Origin of the sequence: Streptomyces sp. NBC_01450, assembly GCF_036227505.1 — a bacterium.
In the GTDB taxonomy this organism is placed as follows: Bacteria; Actinomycetota; Actinomycetes; order Streptomycetales; family Streptomycetaceae; genus Streptomyces.
This window is the reverse complement of sequence record NZ_CP109480.1, coordinates 2,712,571-2,735,985: the sequence shown is the minus strand read 5'-3', so window position 1 is coordinate 2,735,985 and position 23,415 is coordinate 2,712,571. Positions and strand designations below refer to the sequence as shown.

Sequence of the window (23,415 nt, the reverse complement as noted above, 5' to 3'; positions counted from 1 at the left end):
CTGTCACTTCCTTCAGCGAGCGTGGCACCGGGTGCCAGACGACCCGGGTAGGGCGATCGGCGCCTGGGGAGCAGCCCGGCGCTTCTGAAGTGTGGATAGTAGTTTCCTCATAGTGGAAGTTCAATGGTTTGTTGATGTCGAGATTCTCCAGGTCGAGGCAAGCTGGCGCTCAGTGCCACGCCGCTCACTCAAGGTGTCCCAGATCGTCCTCCGTGTCGATGTCGTACGGCTGCGCCACGTCGCCGCACTCGACGAGCGTGATCGCCGCCTCGTGCTCCTTCAGATAGGCGCGCGCCCCCCGGTCACCGGTCGCACTCGCCGCGACAGCGGCCCAGTGGGCGGCGCCGAAGAGCACGGGATGGCCGCGCACGCCGTCGTACGCGGCCGAGGCCAGCGAGGTGTCGTCCCGGTAGGCGGCGAGGACCCGGGCGACCGCCCGCGGCCCGATGCCGGGCTGGTCGACGAGCGAGACCAGCACCGCCCGCGCGCCCGTGCCGGCGAGCGAGCCGAGCCCGGCCCGCAGCGACGAGCCCATGCCGCGCTCCCACTCGGGGTTGTCCACGAGCACACACCCGTCGAGCCGCGCCCGCTCCCGGACGGCGTCGGCGCGCGCCCCCAGCACCACGTGGACGCGTGAGCACCCGGCCGCGCGCAGCACCCCCACCGCGTACTCCACCAGGGGGCGCCCCCGGTGTTCGAGCAGCGCCTTGGGCCTCCCACCGAGCCGTCGCCCCCCGCCGGCCGCGAGGAGCAGCCCGGCCACCTGGTCTTCTCCGTGCGTCATACGCCGTCTTCCCTGTCCGTCATACCTCCTGCATACCTGACCCGGCGCCGACGGCACGGTTTCGTGAGGCTGAATTTCGGTCCACCCGGTGGCGCCGCCGCATCGGGTGGCGTTTACTGGCCCGCGTCCCCCGGCGCCCGACCATCGCCATGGGGTCCGGGACAGACAGGCGAAGGGCGTGCGCACAAGGACGTGCGAGGGGGCGAGCTGTGTTGCGGAGCTTGGGGCAGAGGCCAGTGACCGGCAGCGACGAGGATCCGAGGGTGGCGGAACTACGGACCGCCGTCTCCCGGCTGCGCCGTGAACTCGCCACACATCCGGCCGAGTTCCCCGACCGGGGGATCGCCGAGGACGAGCTCGCGGCCCTCGCCGCGATGGCTCTCAGCGGTATGCCCGAGATCCCCCGGCTGCGCCGCTCCCTGCTGCTGATCGCGGGCGCGATCGGCTCGGTCAGCGCGCTGTCGACCGGCCTCGCGGACGTACGCAGCGCGGTGGAGCTGTTCGGGGAGCCGCCCCGGCGCCGCTGAGGGGGCCGGAGCCTTCGCGGGGTGTGTCTCCGGAGTGCCGCTCACGCCACCCAATGCGGGCGGGCCGCCTCCGCCTTGGCCGCGTTGAGCCCGCTGTCCAGAGCGGTCGTGAGCCGGCGTACGGCCTCCTCGAGCACCTCGGACGGCAGGGTGTAGGGGAAGCGCAGCCGGTGTTCATGGGTGCCCGGGTCGGCGCCGAACCGGGAACCGCCCTCGATGCGCAGGCCCTGCGCCAGGGCCGCGCGGGCCAGCGACGAGGCGATCGGGCGACCCAGGTCGATCCACAGCGTCAGCCCGCCGGGCGGCAACTGCCAGCGCCAGTCGGGAAGATGACGGGCCAGTGAGTCGGCGAGCGCGTCCCGCTGGGCGCGCAGTCGCGGCAGCCGCTCGCGCAGCACCTCGTCCGTGCGCGCCAACAGTCCGAGCGCGACCAGCTGGTCCAGGACCGAACCGCCCATGTCCGCGGGCACCCGCGCGGTCGCCAGCTCCGTGATCAGCCGGGATCCCGCCCGCACCCAGCCGAGGCGCAGCCCTCCCCAGTGCGTCTTGCTCAACGACCCCACGGTCACGACCTGTTCGCCCATCCCGCGCGGCGCGAGCGAGGCGAACGGCGGGGCCCCGGGCACATCCAGCGCGATGTCCGTCATCGTCTCGTCGATCACCAGCCAGGTGCCGGTCGCGCGCGCCGACTCGAGTACGGCCAGGCGCTGTTCGGGGGGCATCAGATGCCCCGTCGGATTGTGGAAGTCGGGGATCAGATACGCGAGCCGGGGCGCCGTCTGCCGCAGTGCGCAGTCGATCAGCCCCGGGTCCCAGCCCTCCGCCGTGACGGGAACGGGAGCGGTGCGCAGTCCGGCGCGGCGCATCGCGTCGAGCGCGTTCGGATACGAGGGGTTCTCGACCAGGATCCGGTCACCGGGCCGTCCGAGCAGACCGAGCGTGAGCGAGAGAGCCTGCTGGGCCCCGTTCGTGATGAGGATCTGGTCCGGCAGCGTCGGCAGCCCGCGCCGGGTGAACCGCTCGGCGACGGCGGCCCTCAACTCAGGGATCCCGTAGGGGTGATAGCCCGGTGTCGAGGCCCGCCCGGCCAGCAGGACGCCCGCCTCCGCGAAGGCCGCGGCGAGCTCCGGCTCGGGCGCGCCGGGCGCGGCGATGGCCAGGTCGATCACGCCTTCGTCGGCCAGGAAGGAGGCCACATTGGCCGGGCGGTGGCCGGCGGGCAGTTCCGTCCACGTCCCCGCACCCCGCCGGCTCCGCGCGAACCCGTCCTCCCGCAGCAGGTCGTACGCCGCTGTCACGGTGGCCCGGCTGACCGTGAGCGCCGAGGCCAGTTCGCGCTCGGCGGGCAGCCGGACGTGCAGCGCGATCCGGCCGTCGAGGAGCAGCCTGCGTACGCCGTCGGCCAGCGCGCGATAGCCGGGGCGGCCGTCGGCGTGCGGCACGGCGGACAGCAGCGCGGCGAGCTGCCGGCTTCCCAGCGTCCTGTCCATTCCGTGGACCACCGGTCCGTTCACCATGCCAACTCCCTCGCATTGGCCCTGTAGGGCAGGCCAATCAGCCTACAGACTCCGAGGACCAGGGGAAATCGTCCAACCGTATTGGCCTGGGAAGGGGAGCGGAGCGATGTCGATCGACGCCGGAGACGTCTGCGAGAAGGGGAGCATCAGCGCCAAGGGGAGCATCAGCGCCGAGGGAAGCATCAGCGCCGAGGGAAGCATCGGCGGCGAGGGAAGCATCAGCGCCGAGGGAAGCGACCGCCGCCTCACCGATCGTGGGGAGCGGGAGATGCAGCGGCGCCAGGAGGAGCGGATGCCGGGGGTGCCCGTGCGGGAGTGGGTGCGCAGACTGGTCGCGAGGCGCTCCGCCGCCCGTGCCGGTGGGGGGTTCGCGGTGCCGCGCCGGGGTGAGTCCTGATGGCCCGGGGCGCGCTCCGGTCAGGCCCCCGGGCCCGAGCTGGCCAGTGCCTCCGACAGCTCCACCGCGACCTGCTGGAGCACGGGCACGATCTTCTCCGTGGCCGCGTCCGTGACCCGGCCCGCGGGGCCGGAGATCGAGATGGCGGCGGCCGTGGGGGAGTCGGGCACCGAGACGGCGAGGCAGCGCACGCCGATCTCCTGCTCGTTGTCGTCGACCGCGTAGCCGAGCCGGCGCACCTCCTCCAGCGCGGTGAGGAAGCCGTCCGGCGTGGTGATCGTCTTCTCCGTCGCGGCGGGCATGCCGGTACGGGCGAGCAGCGCGCGCACCTCGTCCGCCGGGGTGTTCGCGAGCAGGGCCTTGCCCACGCCCGTGGAGTGCGGCAGCACCCGGCGGCCCACCTCGGTGAACATGCGCATCGAGTGCTTGGAGGGCACCTGGGCCACGTAGACGATCTCGTCCCCGTCGAGCAGCGCCATGTTCGCGGTCTCGCCGGTCTCCTCGACCAGACGGGCGAGATAGGGGCGCGCCCAGGTGCCGAGCAGCCGGGAGGCGGACTCGCCCAGGCGGATCAGCCGGGGGCCGAGCGCGTAGCGGCGGTTCGGCTGCTGGCGTACGTAACCGCAGGCGACCAGCGTGCGCATGAGGCGGTGGATGGTGGGCAGGGGCAGCCCGCTGCTCACGGAGAGCTCGCTCAGGCCGACCTCCCCGCCGGCGTCGGCCATGCGCTCGAGCAGGTCGAAGGCGCGCTCGAGGGACTGGACACCACCGCTCGGGGCGGATGACTTGGCGGCGTCGGTGGTGCTGGCGCTGGACGCAGGCACGGCGCGGTCCTTTCACGACTGACAGGCAGTGATGCAGCCTACCCGGCTGTTGGTTGACTCCTTGGGGGTACATAACTAAGTTCTGCTTCGCGGAATTCTAATTCCGTTTTGCGGAAACATCCAGAGGGCTGGATTCAGGGGCAGGGTGGAGGGGTGAGCCCTTGACGGCGTGAGGGCTTGAGTGAAGACTCCTTCAACAGAACGTTGAATTCCGTTACGCGGAAGTTAACAGCGGCAGCGGGACTCGACAGCGGCAGAGAGAGGGGTCCGGGTGTCCGACGTCGGATGGGTCGAACTGATGCTGCGCTCGACGCGCGTCATCACTCCCGAAGGGACGCGCGCCGCCACGGTCGCGGTCGCCGCGGGCAGGATCACGGCCGTGCTCGCGTACGACGCCGAGGTGCCGCCCGGCGCCCGTCTGGAGGACTTCGGGGACGACGTCCTCCTGCCGGGCCTGGTCGACACCCACGTGCACGTCAACGACCCCGGCCGCACGGAGTGGGAGGGCTTCTGGACCGCGACGCGCGCCGCCGCGGCCGGCGGCATCACCACCCTGATCGACATGCCGCTCAACTCCCTCCCGCCGACGACCACGGTCGACCACCTCCGTACGAAGCGGGACGTCGCCCGCTCCAAGGCGCACATCGACGTCGGCTTCTGGGGCGGTGCCCTCCCCGACAACGTCAAGCACCTGCGCCCGCTGCACGACGCGGGAGTCTTCGGCTTCAAGGCCTTCCTGTCGCCGTCCGGCGTGGACGAGTTCCCCGAGCTTGACGAGGAGGGACTGGCGCGGTCCCTGGCCGAGATCGCCGCGTTCGACGGCCTGCTCATCGTGCACGCCGAGGACCCGCACCACCTCGCAGCAGCCCCTCAGAAGGGCGGCCGGAAGTACGCCGACTTCCTGGCCTCGCGCCCGCGCGACGCCGAGGACACCGCCATCACCCACCTCATCGCGCAGGCCGAACGCCTCCACGCGCGTGTGCACGTGCTGCACCTGTCGTCCTCCGACGCGCTGCCCCTCATCGCCGAGGCCAAGCGGGCGGGCGTGCGGATCACGGTGGAGACCTGCCCGCACTATCTGACCCTGACGGCCGAGGAAGTCCCGGACGGGGCGAGCGAGTTCAAGTGCTGCCCGCCCATCCGCGAGGCCGCCAACCAGGACCTGCTGTGGCAGGCGCTGGCCGACGGCACGATCGACTGCGTCGTCACCGACCACTCGCCGTCCACGGCCGACCTGAAGACCGACGACTTCGCGACCGCCTGGGGCGGCATCTCCGGGCTCCAGCTGAGCCTGTCGGCGGTCTGGACGGAGGCCCGCGGGCGCGGCCACGACCTGGAGGACGTGGTCCGCTGGATGTCCACGCGCACGGCCCGACTGGTCGGCCTGGACTCCCGCAAGGGCGCCATCGCCGTGGGCCGTGACGCCGACTTCGCCGTCCTCGCCCCCGACGAGACCTTCACCGTGGATCCCGCCGCGCTGCAGCACCGCAACCGGGTCACGGCCTACGCCGGCCGGACGCTCAGCGGCGTCGTGAAGTCGACCTGGCTGCGGGGCGAGCGCATCGTGGCCGACGGCGAGTTCGGCGCCCCCAGGGGCGAACTCCTGACGCGCACCCCGTAGTCCTCGAACGCACCCGCGAGCGCCTCGCACCCGCAGCGGCCGACCTCGAAAGGCAGACCTGATCAACGTGACGGCGATTCCTCACTTCACCGGTGACGCGAACCCCTACGCAGGCGGCGACCCGTACGCGGACCATCGCACCGCCGACTTCCCCTTCACCCAGTACGCCAACCTGGCCGACCGGCAGCTCGGCGCCGGGGTCATCGCCGCCAACGACGAGTTCTTCGCCCAGCGCGAGAACCTCCTGCTGCCCGGGCGGGCCGAGTTCGACCCCGAGCACTTCGGGCACAAGGGCAAGGTCATGGACGGCTGGGAGACACGGCGGCGCCGGGGCGCCTCGGCCGAGCACCCGTGGCCGACGGCCCAGGACCACGACTGGGCGCTCGTCCGGCTCGGCGCACCCGGTGTCGTACGCGGGGTGGTGGTCGACACGGCCCACTTCCGCGGCAACTACCCCCAGGCGGTGTCCGTCGAGGGCGCCTCGGTCCCCGGCTCCCCGTCACCGGAGGAACTCCTCGCGGACGACGTGAAGTGGACGACGCTCCTGCCGCGCACGGCGGTCGGCGGCCACGCCGCCAACGGCTTCACCGTCTCCGTCGAACAGCGCTTCACCCACCTCCGCGTCAACCAGCACCCGGACGGCGGCATCGCCCGGCTGCGCGTGTACGGCGAGGTCGTGGCCGACCCCGAGTGGCTCTCCGCGCTCGGCACCTTCGACGTCCTCGCCCTGGAGAACGGCGGCCGGGTCGAGGACGCGTCCAACCTCTTCTACTCGCCCGCCACGAACACCATCCAGCCCGGACGCTCCCGCAAGATGGACGACGGCTGGGAGACACGCCGCCGCCGCGACCAGGGCAACGACTGGATCCGCTACCAGCTGGTCGCCCAGTCCGAGATCCGCGCCCTGGAGATCGACACGGCGTACTTGAAGGGCAACAGCGCCGGCTGGGCGTCGGTGTCGGTGAAGAACGGCGACGACGGCGACTGGACGGAGATCCTGCCGCGCACCCGACTCCAGCCCGACACCAACCACCGCTTCGTCCTCGCCGCGTCGGTGACCGGGACCCACGCGCGCGTGGACATCTTCCCCGACGGAGGCATCTCCCGCCTGCGCCTGTTCGGCTCCCTCACCAAGGAGGGCGCCACGGCCCTGACGGCCAGGTACCAGGAGCTCGGCTGAGACCGCGCTGCCGCGCGGGGCCCCGGCGGGACGCGATCAGGGCTGGTCGTCGGCGGCGTCGCGGGCACGGCTGTCGCGCAGCTGCCGCCAGTGCGTGCGGTACAGCACGTAGTACAGGGCGACGGCCACGGCACCCACCTGCAGGCCCAGGCCGAACTCCAGGAAGGAGTCCTCGCTCGTCAGCCGGTTGGTCAGGTAGCCGAAGTTCATGCCGAAGAAGCCGGTCAGGAACGACAGCGGCAAGAAGACCATCGAGACGATGGTGAGTCTGTTGATCACGACGTTCTGCTGATCGGCGACGAGCGACGCGTAGCTGGTCGCGGCCCGCCGGGCCGCGTCCCGCACCGCCTCGATCTCCACGAGCACCAGCTGCACGGTGTGCTCGTGCAGCCGGTTCATCTCCTGCCGCTCCTTCGGGAGGGCGTGATTCGCCAGCCTGCGGCGCACCAGGATCTCCTGGGCGACCGCGGCGTACGGCAGGAACGCGCGATGCAGACGGGCCGCGCGCCGCCGCAGCCGGGCCAGCCGATGGACATGCTCCGGCTGCCGCCGCTCGAACATCGCCTCCTCCAGGTCCTCGACCTCCAGATGGGCCTGTGTGACGGCCCGGCGAAAGGTCTCCAGAACCCCTTGCAGAAACAGGAACATCGTCGTCACCGCGTCGGGGGGCAGTTCCTGCGGCAACTGGTCGATGAAGGTCTCGATCAGTTCGACGGGCCCGTGATGCACCGTGACGAAGCGGCGCTCGTCGGCGAGGACATGGATATGGGTGACCTCGTTCCCGCAGACCACTGGAACGACGCCGACGGCGGTGCCGTCGTGGTACTCGGCCCGGACGTGCTCCTCCGCTCTGCCGAGCCACTCACCGGCCGCGTCGTCCAGCCCGAGCCGACGGGACAGCGGCTCGTCGACGGGCGAGGGCTCGTCTTCCAGGTCGATGTCCACGATCACGAAGCCGGAGGTCACCGCGAGACGCTCCCGGGCCTGTGCCAACCCCGTGCGTACGACGACGCCCTCCGGCATCGACACCACCGTAACGATCATCGCCCCTCACCGTGGATGGCGTCGTGCGCACACTGCGACGTCCCTCGGCACACTACCGCCGACGGCCCCGCGAGCAGCTGACCGCGCACCGCGCCGTGTCCCCGGCCCATGGGCGCTCGGCCACCGGTTTTCGGGACACCGATGAGTTGTGGGTGCCGGCGGGGTCTGACCTGATGACGGCAGACCCCACCGAAGGAAGAAGGCACCCGTCATGGGCAAGCTCACCCTCACCGCGTTCGTCACCCTCGACGGCGTCCACCAGGCTCCCGGCGGCCCCGAGGAGGACCGCGGCGGCGGCTTCGAGCAGGGCGGCTGGAGCGCCCCCTACGGGGACGAGGACTTCGGAGGGTTCGTGATCGACGTCTTCTCCCGCGTGGACGCGTTCCTGCTCGGCAGGCGTACGTACGAGATCTTCGCCGGCTACTGGCCGAAGGTGACCGACCCCGCCAACCTGATCGCCGCCAAGCTGAACTCCCTGCCGAAGTACGTCGCCTCGTCGAGCCTCACGGATCCCGCCTGGGAGGGGACGACGGTGATCGGGGGCGACCTCGCCAAGGAGGTCACCGCCCTCAAGGAGCGCACCGACCGCGAGCTCCAGGTCCACGGCAGCGCCGCCCTCGCCAGGTCCCTGTTCGCGCTCGACCTGGTCGACACCCTGCACCTGCTGACCTTCCCTGTCGTACTCGGCGCGGGCCGCCGTCTCTTCGCCGAGGGCGCCGTCCCCACCGCGTTCCGGCACGTCTCCGGCAGCGTCACGGGCGCGGGCGTGGCGATCCACACGTACGAACTCGACGGCCGCCCGGCGTACGGCAGCTTCTGAGGCGGCCTCCGAAGCCGTGTGGCCCTCACGCCCCGGCGGGCAGCGTCCGCGGGTGCACGGGAAACAGGTGCCGTACGCCGTCCGCGCACAGATCGAGGGCGAGTTCGCAGAACATGGCGTTGGCCCAGCCGAACCAGTCCCGGGTGAACCGGCCGGGGGCGTCGACATGGAAGCTCTCGTGCATCAGGCCGGTGCCCGCGGTCGTGGCCGCCAGGGTTTCCAGCGCCCGCGCGGCGGCGTTCTCGTCGCCGGTGAGGCCGGCGGTGGCGATCGCCAGCGGCCAGACATGACCGTCCGGCGTGTGCGTACTGCCGACGCCGGACGCGTGACTGCCGCTGAAGTACGAAGGGTTCGCCGTGGAGAGCGCGAGACGCCGGGTGGCCTGATAGAGCGGGTCCCGCGGTGCGCACCAGCCGCTCAGGGGGAGGCTCAGCAGACTCGGGAGGTTGGCGTCGTCGCCGAGCAGTTCCGCCCCGAGGCCGTCGACCTCGTAGGCCAGGACGGATACGCCGTCGGCCTCGACCACCGCGTGCGCCAGGATTCCGGCGTCGATGTCGGCGGCCAACTTCCTTGATTCACGGGCGAGTTCCGCGTCGCGGAGGGCGGACGAGGCCAGTTCGGCCAGCCCGTGCAGGCTCGCCGACGCCAGCGCGTTGGCCGGGACGAGGTAGCCGTGCCGGCAGGGATCGTCGCTCGGCCGAAAGCCCGACCACGTCATTCCGGTCCGCCGGACACTGGCTCCGCGGCCGCCCTGGGGAAGGCTGTCAGCGGCGAAGGGGCCGGACGGCCGGACGAACCAGTAGGGCGAGTGCGTGTGGGACTGCTCCGTGCGCCACAGCCGTACGATCGTCCAGGCGGCGCGGTGAAAGGCGTCGTCGAGGTGGTCCTCGCGACCGGTCGCCCGCCGGATCGCGTACGCCAACTGCAACGGCGCGCAGAGGGAGTCGAGTTCGTACTTGCGCTCCCACACCCATGCCCCGGGCGTGGGCCGGTCGACGGGCTCGCCGTGCGCGCCGGTGGGGCCGTCGTTGAAGGCGTTGGCGTACGGGTCCAGCAGGACGCAGCGGATCTGACGGCGTGACACACCGACCAGGACGTCGCCGACCTCCGGATCCGTGGCCACGGCGAGGTACGGGCGGACCTGGGCCGTGCTGTCCCGCAGCCACATCGCCGGGATGTCTCCGGTCTTGACGAAGACCTCCGGGACCTCCGACGGCGCGGTACCCCAACTCATTGACGTGGTCCATGTGTTGGTCAGGCAACTCTCGACGATGTCCGCTGCCGGGCCGCCCCGCAGTCCGGTGGCGAGCCGTCGTCCGAGCGTCCTCAGCGACTCCGGAACTGCCCACATTCTTCCGGATGTTGATCCGGGAAACGTTACCATCGCGCCTCTTGACTCCCTCATGTGGCGTGCGCCACCGTGTGATCGCCAGGGAATGGAAACGTTACCTTGAGCGGGCCGGCGACCACCAGACGGTCGGGTCGGCTCCGGTCCGGGTCTTCGCCAACTCCTCGGAGGAAGAAGGTGAGCGCGTGTGACAGCCGCTCCGCACCACGAGACGCGAACCGCCGTACCGCCCGTGGACCGGCCGCCGGACCGGGGGAGCCCGGGGCGTCTCGGACGACCCTGGCGACGGAAGAGGTCCTCGGACACTCTGGCCGCATACGTGTTCCTGGCGCCGGCTCTCATCGGCTTCACGGGGTTCGTCGTCTACCCGCTGATCCGGTCGGCCTACTCCGCGCTGACCAGCTACAACGGCCTGTCGGACCCGAAGTTCATCGGCTTCGACAACTTCCGCAGGATGTTCAGCACCGACCCGTCCTTCTGGCCCTCGGTGCGCGCCACGCTGCTGCTCGTCGTCCTGTATGTGCCGTTGTCGCTGGTCATCGGGCTGGCCCTGGCCGTGTTCTGCAACCAGCGGATGCGGGGTGTCGGCCTGCTGCGCACGCTGTGCTACCTGCCGGTCGTCCTGCCCGTGGTGGCCACGATCACGCTCTGGAAGTTCGTTTTCAACCCCCAAGTCGGCCTGGCCAACCAGGTGTTGAACTGGCTCCACCTGCCCACCAGTGAATGGCTGTCCGGGGCGGACTCGGCCATGCCCTCGATCGTGATCGTCATGCTGTGGAGCGTCGGCTCCACGATGATCATCTTCCTCGCCGCGCTCCAGGCGGTCCCCACCGAGCTCTACGAAGCGGCCAGGCTCGACGGCGCCGGCCCCCGCACGGTGTTCTTCAGGATCACCCTGCCACTGATCAGCCCGATCATGATTCTGCAGGTGGTGCTGCAGATGGTGACGGCCCTTCAGGCGTTCAACCAGCCGAAGATCCTCTCGCCGGACAACCAGGGCGGTCCCGGGTTCAGCACCCGGACGATGATGCTGTCGATCTACAACAACGGCTTCCCCAGACTCGGGCAGGTCTCCCAGTTCGGCTACGCCTCCGCCCAGGTGTGGGTGCTGTTCCTCGTCATCGTCGTCGTGATCGCCGCCACCGCCCGCTTCTCGTCGATTTGGACCTACAGTGACCACGTCTCCTGACGTCACGAGGGCGCCGACGACGGCGCCGACGACAGCCCCGGCAGCCAAGCCGCGCGGCAAGGCCGTACGGACGGCGTCCTGGTACGCCGTCGCGCTGCTGATCAGCTCGGTGATGATCCTGCCCATCCTGTGGATGCTCACCGTCGCGCTGAAGGGCCCCTCGGCGGTCTTCGAAGTCCCGCCCCGACTCCTGCCCCACCAGTTCCACTTCGAGAACTTCGTCAATGGGCCGAAGGTGATCCACTTCCCGCGGCTGCTGCTGAACTCCGTCGTCATCACCGGCCTGTCGGTGATCGGCGGCGTGATGACCTCGATGATGGCCGGATACGCCCTGGCCCGGCTGCGCTTCCCCGGCCGGAAGGTGTGGTTCTACGTCTTCGTCGGCAGCATGCTGCTGCCACCGGTGGTCGGCATCATCCCGCTGTTCCAGCTGTTCAAGGACATCGGCTGGTACGACACCTGGCTGCCGCTGATCGTCCCGGCCTTCCTGGGCGGCAATCCGCTCTTCATCTTCCTCGCCCGCCAGTACTTCCTGTCGATCCCACACTCCATCGACGAAGCGGCCAAGGTCGACGGCGCGGGACACGTCCGCATCTTCGTCAGCGTCATGCTTCCGATCACCAAGCCGGCCTGGATAACGATGTCGATCCTGGCCTTCCAGATGTCCTGGAACGACTACCTCAACCCGCTCATCTACCTGTACTCGTCGCAGAAGTGGCCGCTGAGCGTAGGCATGGCCTCCTTCGTCACCCAGTTCGCCGGCCAGACCCCGGACTGGAACCTCTACATGGCCACCAACCTGCTCTACATGCTCCCGCCGCTGGCCGTGTTCTTCGTCGCCCAGCGCTACTTCATCCAAGGCCTGAGCGCCCTGGGCACCGTCAACCAGCGCTGACCCGCGCCACGACCCACGTACGAGCCATGTACCAGCCAGGTATCAGGAGGCCATGATGAAACGATTGATCCGTGTCGCCGGAGTGTTGCTGGCGGGCGGGGGACTGCTCGCGACGGCGGCCTGCGGCGGCTCGTCCGGGAAGTCGTCCGACGGCAAGGCGACGGTCACCCTCATGACCTGGGAGTCCGCCGCCACCAACAAGGCCATCGACCAGGCGCTGACCGGCTTCCATGACCCGAACATCACGGTCAAGCGCATCGACACACCCAACGGCAACTACAGCGACAAGCTCGCGGCCCTGACCCAAGCCAAGAAACTGCCCGACCTGTTCTGGTGCGGCAACGACACCGAGCAGCAGTACACCGGCCAGGGCCTGCTCACCGACTGGGCCTCCCGGCTCTCCGGCGCCGGCGACTTCGGCGCGAGCAGCTTCGTCTCCTCCACCATGAAGAACTGGAAGACAGCCGACGGAAAGATCGGCGGTGTTCCCTCACTGATCAACACCTACGGCATCTGGTACGACATCGACGCCTTCAAGGCCGCCGGAATAGCCGTGCCCGCCGCCGGATGGACCTGGGACCAGATGTTCGACGCCGCCGCCGAGCTGCACGCGAAGGGCGCCAAGTACGGCCTGGTCGCCGACGCCATGACCTCCACGGACGGCCCCTTCTCCCTGAGCACGTACTCGCTGTCCGCGGGTGGCGCGCCCTTCGCCGACTCCGTTCACCAGCCCACCAAGACCACCATCGACGCGACGTACACCGAAGGCGTCCGCAAGCTCGTGGCCGGCATCAAGAGCGGCGCCATCGCACCTCCCGGCTACGACATCAGCAACCAGCAGGCGCTGTTCGCCGCCGGGCAGATCCCGATGCTGTGGAGCGGCCAGTGGCTGGCCGCCGGCTTCCTCACGGACAAACCGAAGATCAAGTACGGGTTCGCGCCCATCCCGCAGGTGAACAAGCCGGCCACCCTGTACGACGCCGTGGGCATCTGCACCCCGTCGTACACCCAGAACGCGGACGCGACGTACAAGGTCCTCAATTACCTCGACTCCACCGTGTGGACCAAGGTGCTGCCCGGCTCCCCGGTGGCGGCCCCGGCCTATCTCTCGGCCCAGAGTGCCTACTTCGGTGCCCTCGACAAGGCCGGTCTGACGACCGTCGCGTCCACCGTCAAGGCGGGACTGAACACGTCGTCCACCATCGGCGTGCGCTTCACCACCCAGTGGGCCAGCCAGTCGAACGACCTGATCACCGCCTACTGGCCGGACATCCTCAACGGCAAGAAGCCGCTCTCCGACCTCCGGACGATGACCGACAAGATCAACGAAGTGATCAAGAGCAACAGTTAGCCACCCGGGCCGAGCGGCGGGCCGGGACCCGAAACGTATCCTGAGGGCGGTCCCGGCCCCGGTACGCGATGGAAGGTTGGTCTTCGACTCACGTGAGCAGTCGTCCCCCGCACCACCAGAACGCCAGGCCCACGATGCGCGATGTCGCGGAGCGGGCCGGAGTCGCCGTCGTCACCGTCTCCCGCGTCGTCAACGGCATCGGAACGGTCCGCGAGGAGACGGCCGAGCGCGTGATGGCGGCGATCAACGCCATCGGGTACCAGCGCAACGAGATCGCGCGCTCGCTGCGTCCCGGACAGAACTCCATGACCATCGGGCTGCTGCTCGGCGACCTGACCAACCCGTTCTACGCGTCCCTGGCCAAGGCCGCCGTCGAAGTCGCCAACCGGGCCGGCTACGCGGTCCTCCTCAGCACGGCCGACGAGGACCCGGAGGTCGAACGCCGCGCCGTGGGCGAGCTCATCGGACGGCGCGTCGCCGGGCTCATCATCGTCCCCGACCAGGGCGACCACGCCTTCCTCAACGAGATCAACGGCCACGACCACGTGCCCATCGTCTTCGTCGACCGGCCGGCCACCGGCGCCGAGGCCGACGTCGTCCTCGTCGACAACGAGGACGGCGGACGCAAGGCCACCCAGCACCTCATCGACCAGGGCCACCGCCGGATCGCGATACTCGTCGCCCCCTCCTACTACAGCACGGGCCGACGGCTGCGCGGCTACCGCAAGGCGCTGCGTCGCAGCGGCCTCACCCCCGACAACGACCTGGTCGTCACCCTGCGCCGCGGCACCACCGAGGAAGCCTCCGCCGCCACGCACACCCTGCTCACCTCCGACCGTCCGCCCACCGCGGTCTTCTCCACCACGGGCTTCCTCACCGAGGGCGTCCTGCGCGCCTGCCGACAGCTCCAGGCCCCCATCGCCGTCGTCGGCTTCGACGACTTCAAACTGGCCGACATGCTCCCCACACCGGTCACCGTGGTCACCTCCGACACCGAGGAACTCGGCCGCCACGCCGCCCACCTCCTGCTGGACCGCATCAACGGCGACGACGCGCCCTCCCGCCGCATCGTCCTCCCGGTCCACCTGATCGCGCGCGGCACGGGAGAGATCGGGCACCCGTAGGCAGCGGAGCGTCCAGTCAGCGGAGCATCCAGTCAGTAGAGCATCCAGTCAGTAGAGCGTCCGCCACTTGGCGCGGGGCCATGCGAGCACGGCGTAGATCTGCGCCAATGCCGCCTGCTGGATCGCTTGCGTACCGCCGGCCGTGTCGAAGTGCACGAGGCCGGTGGCCGGATCGCGCATCGTGGACCACACCTGGTCGGCGTAGTCGGCCATCGCCCGGTGGTACCTGTCCTTCCCGGTCACCGACTCCAGGAGCAGCAGGTTCTTGAAGAAGATCGAGTTGAAGTACACGGGCTGGGTGAACAGCCGCCCCTGCGTGACGTAGTAGTCGTACGCGGCCTCGGCGATCCGCTCGGCCCGGCGCAGATGGGCGCGGTCGCGGGTGATCTCGTAGAGGAGAACGTCGACGCCGACCGGCACGCCCTGGTTGTAGGACCAGAAGGTCTTCTCGACGGTGCCCTGCGGGTCGAGGTGGTCCCAGTACAGGCCGCCGGGGCTCTGCAGATGCGCGTTCGTCCAGTCGTGGAAACGTCTCGCCCAGTCGAGACAGTCGGCCTCGCCGGTGATCTGGTGGAGGCGCAGGGCCAGTTGGGCGCCCGGCATGTTCGAGACAGTGTTGCGATCGTGGCTCCAGGTCGCCTGGGTCCAGAAGACACCGCCGGGTGCGGCATGGGTGGTGTCGGTGTCCCAGCCGGACCTGACCAGGGCGAAGATCTCCTTCGCGCGGGCCAGGGCGGCGGTGTCCCCGGTCTGCAGATGGCGCTGGACCTTCGCCAGACCGACCCACTCGTTGTCGTCGTAGAACATGTCGCCGCCCGAGCCGTACGGGGCGACGGGGTAGGAGGCGTAACCGGGAAGCCCGGTCGTGCCGCCGCCGGAATTCCAGAAGTGCTCCTGCGCCGCCGCCCGTCGGGCCAGCTCCGGCTCGTACGTCGCGTCCACGACGGTGAGGTCGAGCGCGGCGATGTGCACCTGCGAGAAGGGCCATTCGTACGAGTACGGGTTGTCGCCGGCCGCCGCCGGAGTCTGCTCGCGGACCAGCCCGGAGCCGTCGTTCGTGTCGAAGTGTCTCTTCAACGCGGAGTATGCGGCCGTGGCGCGGGACAACGCCCGTTCCGGGCCCGATCGTTGCGCTGCGGCTGCCGGCGTCGTGGCCATCGCGGTGATCGCGGCCAGGCCGGAACCGACCATCACGCGCCGAGAGGGATGCATGGGCATGGTGAGGGCCTCCTGGGATGCGGGTATGGAAACGTTGTCATCGACCCATGAGGTCGTCAACGCCTCTGACAGCATCGGTAGTTCGGTTCCACGACACCCTGGTCCGGACCATTGACGTTGGGACTCGGCTGATGGAATCTTCTCGATGGTTACGTTTCCAACGGTGAGTTCGTCCGGCCCCACACGGCGAAGCGGGAGACATCGAGATGACCGTCCCGTCACCCTTCATGAGACCCCTGAGCGCCGCCTTCACGATGGTGCCTCGACGCCTACGACAACGAGACCACCCCCGGCTCCAAGATCGAGATCTGGGACTGCGGCGGCGGCGCCAACCAGCAGTGGCGCCTGGGCTGACCGACCTCGACGGAGCTGACATGCACTCAAAGATGAGAAGAATACGCATGCTTGGGGCCGGTCTGCTCGCGACCGCGGTGTCCCTGGCTCTCCTGATCCCGGCATCCGCAAGCGCCGAAGCAGCGACCATCGCGGCGCAGGCGACCGTCTGCAACAAGTACTGCGACGGCCGTGACCCGGCCCTGTCCCCGCAGGACCGCCGGCCGGTGACCACCACCATCTACTCCCGCACCATCGCCCTGCACTTCGACGACACCGACGCCATGGGCTGGGCCTCGATCACAGGCGGCAGCCCCACCGACGAGGTCTGGCTCGACCGCTCCTTCGACGGCGGCCGCACCTGGACCTCCGGCAGCAAGCTCGGCGACACCACGATCCCCTCGGGACAGACCGGCTGGCGCACCCTGATGTACAACGTCGACGACTGGAACAACCTCGGCGTCGGCGCCCTCCGCGCCTGCGGCAAGGCGGGCAACCGCACCGAGATCGCCTGCACGGCCTGGGCCCGTACGACCTGGAACGCGGGCAGCCGCCCGACCGCCACGGCCACCGCGCTGATGCAGTCGTACAACCTCGGCACCGGCCTGTTCGACACCACCGGCTGGTGGAACTCGGCCAACGCACTGACCGCCCTCATCAACAACATCGAGGTCACCGGCATGGGCAGCTACAAGTACGCCATCGCCAAGACCTACGACCTCAACCTGTCCGCCCAGGGCGGCAACTTCACCAACGACTACATCGACGACACCGGGTGGTGGGGCCTGGCCTGGGTCGCCGCCTACGACCTGACCGGCGACAGCAGGTATCTGAACACCGCCCGCGCCGACGCCGACCACATGGCTCGGTACTGGGACTCGACCTGCGGCGGCGGAGTCTGGTGGAGCACCGCCAAGACCTACAAGAACGCCATCGCCAACTCCCTCTATCTGGAACTGAACGCCGCGCTGCACAACCGCGTCCCCGGCGACACGACCTATCTCGCCCGTGCGAACGCGGAGTGGTCGTGGTTCCAGGGCACCGGCATGATCAACAGCTCCCATCTGGTCAACGACGGCATCAACCTCGCGACCTGCACCAACAACGGCGACACGGCCTGGTCGTACAACCAAGGCGTTCTCCTCGGCGGCCTCGCGGAGCTGTATCGCGCGACCGGGAACTCCGCGCTGCTCACCACGGGCCGCCAGATCGGTGACGCCTCGACCACCTCCACCTCGCTCAACGCCGCGGGCATCCTGCGCGAGCCCTGCGAGGCAGGGGGCTGCGGCGCCGACGGACCCTCCTTCAAGGGCGCCTACATCCGAGGCCTCAGCGCCTTCAACGCCCAGCTCTCCGACAGCCCGTACACCTCCTACATCCGCCGCCAGGCCGACTCCGCCTACGCCAACGACCGCACCCCCCTCGACACTTACGGCCTGCACTGGGCCGGCCCCGTCGACACGACCGACGCCGCGCGCCAGCAGTCCGCCCTCGACCTGCTGAACGCGGCATCCTGACCCCGAACCCACCGCGGCGGGCCCCGTGCAGGGAACGGGCGCCTTACTCGTCGGCCTCGTCGGCCTCGTCGGCCTCGTCGGCCTCGTCGGCCTCGTCGGTCTCGCCGGGCAGCCAGTGCAGGGCGAACCAGAGTTCCATGCGTACGCCGGGGTCCTGCAGGTCGACGTCGAGGAGTTCGCCGACCCGTGCCAGGCGGTGGCGCACGGTGTTGCGGTGGACGTGCAGGGCCGCGGCGGTGCGGTCCCAGCTGCCGTGCAGGGTCAGCCAGGTCCGCAAAGTGTCGAGGAAGACCGGCGCGCCCGGCGCGCCGGCCTGGTCGAGCGGGGCGAAGCGGGTGCGGGCCAGATCCCGGGCGTCGGCACGGGGGACGATCCCGTGGATGGTGAGCGGGTCCTTGGTGTGGACGACGGCGGGCACTTGGGCGGCGATCGCGCGGCGGAGGGCGCGTTCGGCCTGACGATCGGCGTACGGCAGGTCCGCCGTCGGCGCGGGTGAGCTGAAACCGAGGACCCAGCCCAGGTCGGCGGCTTGCGCGGGAGCCTCGGGGCGAGCGCCAGACGCACTGGGGACCAGCGCTTTCAGTTCGCGGCCGTCGACGTGCAGGTAGGGGGTGCCCAGAGCGGTACCCAGGGTGGCGAGCTGCGCCGGGTCGTCGCCCGGGTGCGGTGCCGACGTGGAGCGCGGGGGCGTGTGTCGGCCGTGGACCACGATCCAGTGTCCGGCCTTCGTCGTGCCGGCGGACGCGAGGGCGGGGGCGACTTCGGTAGGCGTGGCCCCGAGCATGAGCCGTACCAGAGCGCCGGCGCTGTGGGTGTCGGTGCCCAGGGCGTGCCGGGGACTGGTGAGCAGGGCCAGCAGAACGGTTGCCGTGCTGGTGACCTGGCGGTGGACCAGGGTCGGGGCCGTGGTGGCGGCCTGGCCCAGGGTGAGCGCCATGCTGCCGTCCGCTCCGGGCAGGGTGTGGACCGTCAGGTGTGTGTCGCCGTGATGATCGGCCGCCGCGGCCGGTGCGGACCGTCCGGCGGCGCCTGTGCGGAGACGGGCGGTGGTGCGTACGGCCAGGTCACGTACGCGTCCCGGCGTGGGGGACGAGGGTCGGGGACCGGCGCTGAACAGTTCGTTGCCCTGCGCGTCGTAGAGGACCGTCCAGGCGCCGGTGTGCGCGCTGAGCCGGTCGAGCACGGCCTGGAGCGCGTCCGGCCGGGCGGCGGCTGTGGCCAGCGCCGACTGCGCTCGGGAGATCTCGCGCAGCTCACGGTTGCGGGCCTCGGCGATCGCCGCGTACGCGGCCTGCCCGACGGCCACGAACGGGGTGGCCGGCGGCAGCCGCAGCAGCGGGAGCCCGTGGCGGTCGCAGGCGGCGACGAGCTCGCGTGGAACCTCCTGGTGCACGGGGGCGACGCCGAACCCGAGCGCGCTCACCCCGGCGGCGACGACCTGCCGCACATACGTGTCGATGCCCTCCGCGTCGTGAGGAAGACGCACACCCGCGGTGAGGAGCAGTTCGCCGCCCACCAGATACGGCGTCGGGTTCTCGATCTCCGTGGTGCCGACCGTACTGACACGGTGGTCCCCGGCAGGGCCCGCGATCTGGCGCAGGCCCAGGGCGGGGTTGGCGAGCAACGCGCTCAGGGGCACGGACGGCTGCTCGGCATCGGTCATCAGGAGGCATCCTCCCAGCCCAGCGGCATGACGCGGGAGTGCTGGATTCATCCAACGGGCGATTCCATATTGGACAGAACCGCCACTTCGGCGCCAGTACGAACCGCCGATATCGTCGTGTCACCCACCGGGCACCACCCCCGCCCTCGCAGCACGTGCACACTTCGTCTCACCCCGGCACCGTCGCGCCGCCCTGCCCTGCCCTGCGCGCGGTCGCCGCCTCTCCTCTCCCTTGCTCCCCTCCCCTTGAGCAGCCGTTTGGCGGTTTCGCGCAGCAGGCGCCGGCCGCAGTGAATCGGAGGACCCGATGACCGTCGACTACCTCGTCATGGCCGTATACCTGCTGGGCATCATCGGTGTCGGCTGGTGGGGCAAGAAACGTGCCGCCTCCAAGAGCGACTTCCTCGTCGCCGGAAGGAGACTGGGCCCGCTCATGTACACCGGCACGATGGCCGCCGTCGTCCTCGGCGGCGCCTCCACCATCGGCGGCGTACGCCTTGGCTACACCTACGGCATCTCCGGCGCCGCCATGGTCTTCGCCATCGGACTCGGACTGCTGGCCCTGAGCATCTTCTTCTCGGCCCGCATCGCCCGCCTGCGTGTCTACACCGTCGCCGAGATGCTCTCCCTGCGCTACGGCGACACCGCCGCCGTGATCTCGGGCATCGTGATGTGGATCTACACCCTCATGCTGGTCGTGACCTCCACGATCGCCTACGCCAGCGTCTTCGACGTCCTGTTCGACGTACCTCGCTGGGCCGCGGTGGTCATCGGCGGCACGATCGTCGTCGGCTACTCGGCGCTCGGCGGTATGTGGTCCATCACCCTGACCGACATGGTGCAGTTCGTGGTCAAGAGCTTCGGCGTACTCGTCCTGCTGCTGCCCATCGCCGTGGTCAGGGCCGGCGGCTTCGCCGCCATGGCCGACAAGCTGCCGCACGGCTACCTGTCCCCGACCTCCATCGGCGGTCAGACCATCCTCACCTTCGTCCTGATCTACACCTTCGGCATGCTCATCGGGCAGGACATCTGGCAGCGGGTCTTCACCGCCCGCTCCGACAAGGTCGCCGCCTGGGGCGGCACCGTCGCCGGCGTCTACTGCCTCGTCTACGCCCTGGCCGGAGCTGTCATCGGCATGGCCACCAAGACCCTCTACCCCCACCTCGACGGCGCCGACCAGGCGTTCGCCACGATCGTCCGGCACACCCTGCCCACCGGTGTCAGGGGCCTGGTCCTGGCCGCCGCCCTCTCCGCGATGATGTCTACCGCGAGCGGCGCCCTGATCGCCTCCGCCACCGTCGCCAACAACGACATCTGGGCCCGGCTGCGCCACCGCACCCGCCCCGCCGCCGGCGCGCAGGACGGGGACGAGATCGGCTCCAACCGGCTCGCCATCGTCGTTCTCGGGGTGATCTCCATGGCCATCGCCTGTGTCCTCGGCGATGTCATCGAAGCCCTCACCGTCGCCTACAACCTGCTCGTCGGCGGCCTGCTCGTGCCCATCCTCGGCGGCCTCGTCTGGAAGCGCGGAAACCTGCCCGGCGCCATGGCCTCGATGATCGCGGGCGGCACCACGGTGATCACCTTCATGGTGACCGACGGACTCCTCGCCAACGAGCCGATCTACTACGGCCTGCTCGCCGGCCTCGCCGCCTACGTGGCCGTCAGTCTCCTGACCGAGCCGACCGAAGAAGCCGTCGTCGAGGCGTGGCACCGCCGCCTGACAGGTGAACCGGCCCCCGCCACACCGGAGTTCAGTGCGGCCTGACGCAGCGACCGCCGGCCCTAGCGGCCCCGCCTCGTTCCGGCGCGGGGCACGCACTCACCCCCAACCACCGGCCCCGCGCCGGAAGGAGAGCCCCTGATGACCGAGCTGTCCCTGCGCCCGGACCGCACCACCCCGATCGCGACCGGCGAGGAACTGCGGCTGCGCCGCGAACTCGCCGCGGTCTACCGCCTCGTGGCGCACTTCAGGATGACCGACCTGATCTTCACGCACATCTCCGTCCGGCTTCCCGGTCCGGAGCACCACTTCCTGATCAACCCCTATGGCCTGCTCTTCGAGGAGATCACCGCATCGAACCTCGTCAAGATCGACCTGGCCGGCCACCCCGTCGAGGAGAGCCCCCACCCGGTCAACCCCGCCGGCTTCGTCATCCACGGCGCCATCCACGCCGCCCGGTCCGACGCCCGGTGCATCCTGCACACCCACACCAAGGCGGGCTGCGCCGTCGCCGCCCAGGAACACGGCCTGCTTCCGCTCAACCAGATCTCCATGGAGTTCTACGGCAGGCTCGGCTACCACGACTACGAAGGCGTCGCCCTCAACCTCGACGAACAGCAGCGCCTCGTCGCCGACCTCGGCTCTCACCCCGCGATGATCCTGCGCAACCACGGCCTGCTCACCGTGGGCGAGACCCCCGCCCAGGCGTTCCTGCGCATGTACTACCTGGACAAGGCGTGCGAGATCCAGACCGCGGCCATGGCCGCGGGCACCGGGCTCGTCACCCCCGGCCCCGACATCTGCGAACTCACCGCACGCCAACTCACGGGCGAGGACGACAGCTCGGACCTCCAGGACGACAAGGCCTACGATCTCGCCTGGTCGGCACTGCTCCGCCTGGTCGAGCGCATCGCCCCCGACTACAGGGACTGATCCGAAGGGCAGACACAGCCCCGGCCTGTGCGACGGAGATGTTGCGCGAAGTCTTGACGCGCCCCGTTCCGTTGCGTAGATATGACAGCGCAGTCATGACAGCGCAGTCATAGAGCGGACTGGGGCTAGGATGCGGCTGCCGGAGATCGGGAGAGTCGATGACACCAGTGGCAGGACGCGGCGCGGGGGCCGCGCCGCGCAGTGTGGATGTGGCACGCCTGGCGGGCGTGTCGCAGAAGACGGTGTCCCGGGTGATGAACGACGAGCCGTACGTCTCCGACGACGTACGGCGTCGTGTCCTGGCGGCGGCCGAGGAGCTCGGCTACCGCTCGAACAACGCGGCCCGCGCCCTCGCCTCGGGACGCACCCGGTCCATCGGTGTGGTGACGCTCGGCACGGCCCTGTACGGTCCGGCCTCGCTGCTCATGGGCGTCGAGCGTGCCGTAAGAGACACCGGCTACGCGCTCCGTGTGGTCAACACCATGGAGGGCGAGACGGCGGGAATCGCCGGCGCGGTGAACTCGCTCCTGGACCAGGGCGTGGACGGCATCGTCATCTCCGAGCCGATCGACGAGGAGGACGGCACGGATCGCTCCGCCCGCGTCGACGTGCCGGTCCTCGTCCTCGGCGCACCCCCGCCCTTCGCCGCCCCCCACGTGGTGACGGCTGGGATCGTCTCCGGCCAGATGGCGCGAGCGGCCACCGAGCACTTGCTGGAACTGGGCCACACCACCGTCCACCACCTGGCGGGTCCACAGCGTTGGTACTCGGCCCGGGACCGTCTCGACGGATGGCGCACGGCGCTCGCCGCCCACGGCCGGGCCGAGCCGCCGGTCGTCGAGGGCGACTGGTCGGCGGCCTCCGGCTACGCGGCCGGCCGCGAACTGGTCGCCGATCCCGACGTGACCGCGGTGTTCGCCGCCAACGACGACATGGCCATCGGTCTGATCCGCGCGCTGACGGAAGCCGGACGGCGCGTGCCGGAGGACGTCAGCGTGGTCGGCTTCGACGACATCCCGGTCGCCGCCTATGTGACCCCACCGCTGACCACGGTGCGTCAGCCGTTCGACGCCATGGCGCAGGACGGCCTGAAACTCCTGGTGCACGCCATCGAGAACCCGCAGGCGCATCCGATGCCGATGACCGACCCACCGGTCGAACTCGTCGTCCGCTCCTCGTCCGCGCCGCCGCCCCGCAAGACCCCGGGCCGCACCCGGTCCCCAGGCTCTTCGCGCACCTGAGTCACAGCAGTACTCGCAGCCGCTCCCCGGGCCTCGATCAGGCCCCGCATCGGTCGCCGTTCCCCTCGCGCCCTCCCCGGCGCGACCTCTGACAGGCCCGCCCTCCCGGCCCCGCCCGTCACGCCACACAGCGCCTGACACCACCCGAACGCAGCCTCAGCACGCC

The 23,415-nt window shown here is 70.1% G+C and carries 20 protein-coding genes and 1 pseudogene; 14 read left to right on the top strand and 7 right to left on the bottom strand.

Annotated features, from left to right (window positions below; all coding sequences use genetic code 11):
- Positions 1-184: 184 nt before the first annotated feature.
- Complete coding sequence (locus OG568_RS12530; protein WP_329531529.1) at positions 185-784, bottom strand: nucleotidyltransferase family protein; 600 nt, start codon at positions 782-784, stop codon at positions 185-187.
- Positions 785-993: 209 nt separating this feature from the next.
- Here OG568_RS12530 and OG568_RS12525 point away from each other — a divergent pair, with 209 nt between their 5' ends.
- Positions 994-1,311 (top strand): DUF5955 family protein, encoded by a 318-nt coding sequence (locus tag OG568_RS12525; protein WP_266428859.1) that lies wholly within the window; start codon positions 994-996, stop codon positions 1,309-1,311.
- A gap of 41 nt (positions 1,312-1,352) precedes the next feature.
- On the opposite strand, the gene yczR is transcribed toward OG568_RS12525, so the two are convergent.
- Positions 1,353-2,828, bottom strand: coding sequence for a MocR-like transcription factor YczR (gene yczR / locus OG568_RS12520; protein ID WP_266587655.1), 1,476 nt, complete (start codon positions 2,826-2,828; stop codon positions 1,353-1,355).
- Positions 2,829-2,934: 106 nt separating this feature from the next.
- On the opposite strand from yczR, the gene OG568_RS12515 reads away from it, so the two are divergent.
- Entirely contained in the window at positions 2,935-3,225 is a 291-nt protein-coding gene (locus OG568_RS12515; protein WP_329531528.1) for a hypothetical protein, read from the top strand.
- A gap of 20 nt (positions 3,226-3,245) precedes the next feature.
- Here OG568_RS12515 and OG568_RS12510 read toward each other — a convergent pair whose 3' ends face one another.
- On the bottom strand, positions 3,246-4,049 hold the full coding sequence (locus tag OG568_RS12510) for an IclR family transcriptional regulator (protein ID WP_266428853.1): 804 nt from the start codon (positions 4,047-4,049) through the stop codon (positions 3,246-3,248).
- 298 nt (positions 4,050-4,347) lie between these two features.
- Here OG568_RS12510 and allB point away from each other — a divergent pair, with 298 nt between their 5' ends.
- Together allB and alc are read left to right on the top strand one after the other, a co-directional pair.
- Positions 4,348-5,670, top strand: coding sequence for an allantoinase AllB (allB, locus tag OG568_RS12505; RefSeq protein ID WP_329536338.1), 1,323 nt, complete (start codon positions 4,348-4,350; stop codon positions 5,668-5,670).
- Between the two features lie 67 nt (positions 5,671-5,737).
- A complete protein-coding gene (gene alc, locus OG568_RS12500; RefSeq protein WP_329531527.1) occupies positions 5,738-6,850 on the top strand; it encodes an allantoicase in 1,113 nt (370 codons plus the stop codon).
- A 36-nt stretch (positions 6,851-6,886) separates the two neighbouring features.
- Here alc and OG568_RS12495 read toward each other — a convergent pair whose 3' ends face one another.
- On the bottom strand, positions 6,887-7,894 hold the full coding sequence (locus OG568_RS12495) for a magnesium transporter CorA family protein (protein WP_329531526.1): 1,008 nt from the start codon (positions 7,892-7,894) through the stop codon (positions 6,887-6,889).
- 211 nt (positions 7,895-8,105) lie between these two features.
- On the opposite strand from OG568_RS12495, the gene OG568_RS12490 reads away from it, so the two are divergent.
- Positions 8,106-8,714, top strand: coding sequence for a dihydrofolate reductase family protein (locus OG568_RS12490; protein WP_329531525.1), 609 nt, complete (start codon positions 8,106-8,108; stop codon positions 8,712-8,714).
- A gap of 25 nt (positions 8,715-8,739) precedes the next feature.
- On the opposite strand, the gene OG568_RS12485 is transcribed toward OG568_RS12490, so the two are convergent.
- A complete protein-coding gene (locus OG568_RS12485; protein WP_329531524.1) occupies positions 8,740-10,065 on the bottom strand; it encodes a glycoside hydrolase family 125 protein in 1,326 nt (441 codons plus the stop codon).
- A 184-nt stretch (positions 10,066-10,249) separates the two neighbouring features.
- Here OG568_RS12485 and OG568_RS12480 point away from each other — a divergent pair, with 184 nt between their 5' ends.
- The 4 genes from OG568_RS12480 (at position 10,250) to OG568_RS12465 (ending at position 14,621) form a co-directional block, all read left to right on the top strand.
- The gene (locus OG568_RS12480) at positions 10,250-11,251 is read left to right on the top strand and encodes a carbohydrate ABC transporter permease (RefSeq protein WP_329531523.1); all 1,002 of its coding nucleotides are present in this window, start codon (positions 10,250-10,252) and stop codon (positions 11,249-11,251) included.
- The gene (locus OG568_RS12475) at positions 11,235-12,146 is read left to right on the top strand and encodes a carbohydrate ABC transporter permease (RefSeq protein WP_266428836.1); all 912 of its coding nucleotides are present in this window, start codon (positions 11,235-11,237) and stop codon (positions 12,144-12,146) included. The genes OG568_RS12480 and OG568_RS12475 overlap by 17 nt, the downstream gene beginning before the upstream one ends.
- 55 nt (positions 12,147-12,201) lie before the next feature.
- A complete protein-coding gene (locus tag OG568_RS12470; RefSeq protein WP_329531522.1) occupies positions 12,202-13,497 on the top strand; it encodes an ABC transporter substrate-binding protein in 1,296 nt (431 codons plus the stop codon).
- Positions 13,498-13,589: 92 nt separating this feature from the next.
- Positions 13,590-14,621, top strand: coding sequence for a LacI family DNA-binding transcriptional regulator (locus OG568_RS12465; RefSeq protein WP_329531521.1), 1,032 nt, complete (start codon positions 13,590-13,592; stop codon positions 14,619-14,621).
- Between the two features lie 48 nt (positions 14,622-14,669).
- On the opposite strand, the gene OG568_RS12460 is transcribed toward OG568_RS12465, so the two are convergent.
- Positions 14,670-15,839, bottom strand: a complete 1,170-nt coding sequence (locus tag OG568_RS12460; RefSeq protein ID WP_329531520.1) for a glycoside hydrolase family 76 protein — start codon at positions 15,837-15,839, stop codon at positions 14,670-14,672.
- Between the two features lie 261 nt (positions 15,840-16,100).
- Here OG568_RS12460 and OG568_RS12455 point away from each other — a divergent pair.
- Both OG568_RS12455 and OG568_RS12450 read left to right on the top strand, forming a co-directional pair.
- A pseudogene (locus OG568_RS12455) lies at positions 16,101-16,193 on the top strand (hypothetical protein); the annotation flags it as partial.
- Between the two features lie 32 nt (positions 16,194-16,225).
- Positions 16,226-17,689, top strand: a complete 1,464-nt coding sequence (locus tag OG568_RS12450; protein WP_443077622.1) for a glycoside hydrolase family 76 protein — start codon at positions 16,226-16,228, stop codon at positions 17,687-17,689.
- A 43-nt stretch (positions 17,690-17,732) separates the two neighbouring features.
- Here the strand turns inward: OG568_RS12450 and OG568_RS12445 are convergent, their stop codons facing one another.
- Positions 17,733-19,352: a PucR family transcriptional regulator gene (locus OG568_RS12445; protein WP_329531518.1), complete on the bottom strand. Its 1,620-nt coding sequence runs from the start codon at positions 19,350-19,352 to the stop codon at positions 17,733-17,735.
- A gap of 307 nt (positions 19,353-19,659) precedes the next feature.
- Here OG568_RS12445 and OG568_RS12440 point away from each other — a divergent pair, with 307 nt between their 5' ends.
- The 3 genes from OG568_RS12440 (at position 19,660) to OG568_RS12430 (ending at position 23,249) form a co-directional block, all read left to right on the top strand.
- Positions 19,660-21,120, top strand: coding sequence for a sodium:solute symporter (locus OG568_RS12440; RefSeq protein ID WP_329531517.1), 1,461 nt, complete (start codon positions 19,660-19,662; stop codon positions 21,118-21,120).
- Positions 21,121-21,216: 96 nt separating this feature from the next.
- Positions 21,217-22,008: a class II aldolase/adducin family protein gene (locus OG568_RS12435; RefSeq protein ID WP_329531516.1), complete on the top strand. Its 792-nt coding sequence runs from the start codon at positions 21,217-21,219 to the stop codon at positions 22,006-22,008.
- A 158-nt stretch (positions 22,009-22,166) separates the two neighbouring features.
- On the top strand, positions 22,167-23,249 hold the full coding sequence (locus tag OG568_RS12430; RefSeq protein ID WP_266587681.1) for a LacI family DNA-binding transcriptional regulator: 1,083 nt from the start codon (positions 22,167-22,169) through the stop codon (positions 23,247-23,249).
- Positions 23,250-23,415: the final 166 nt, after the last annotated feature.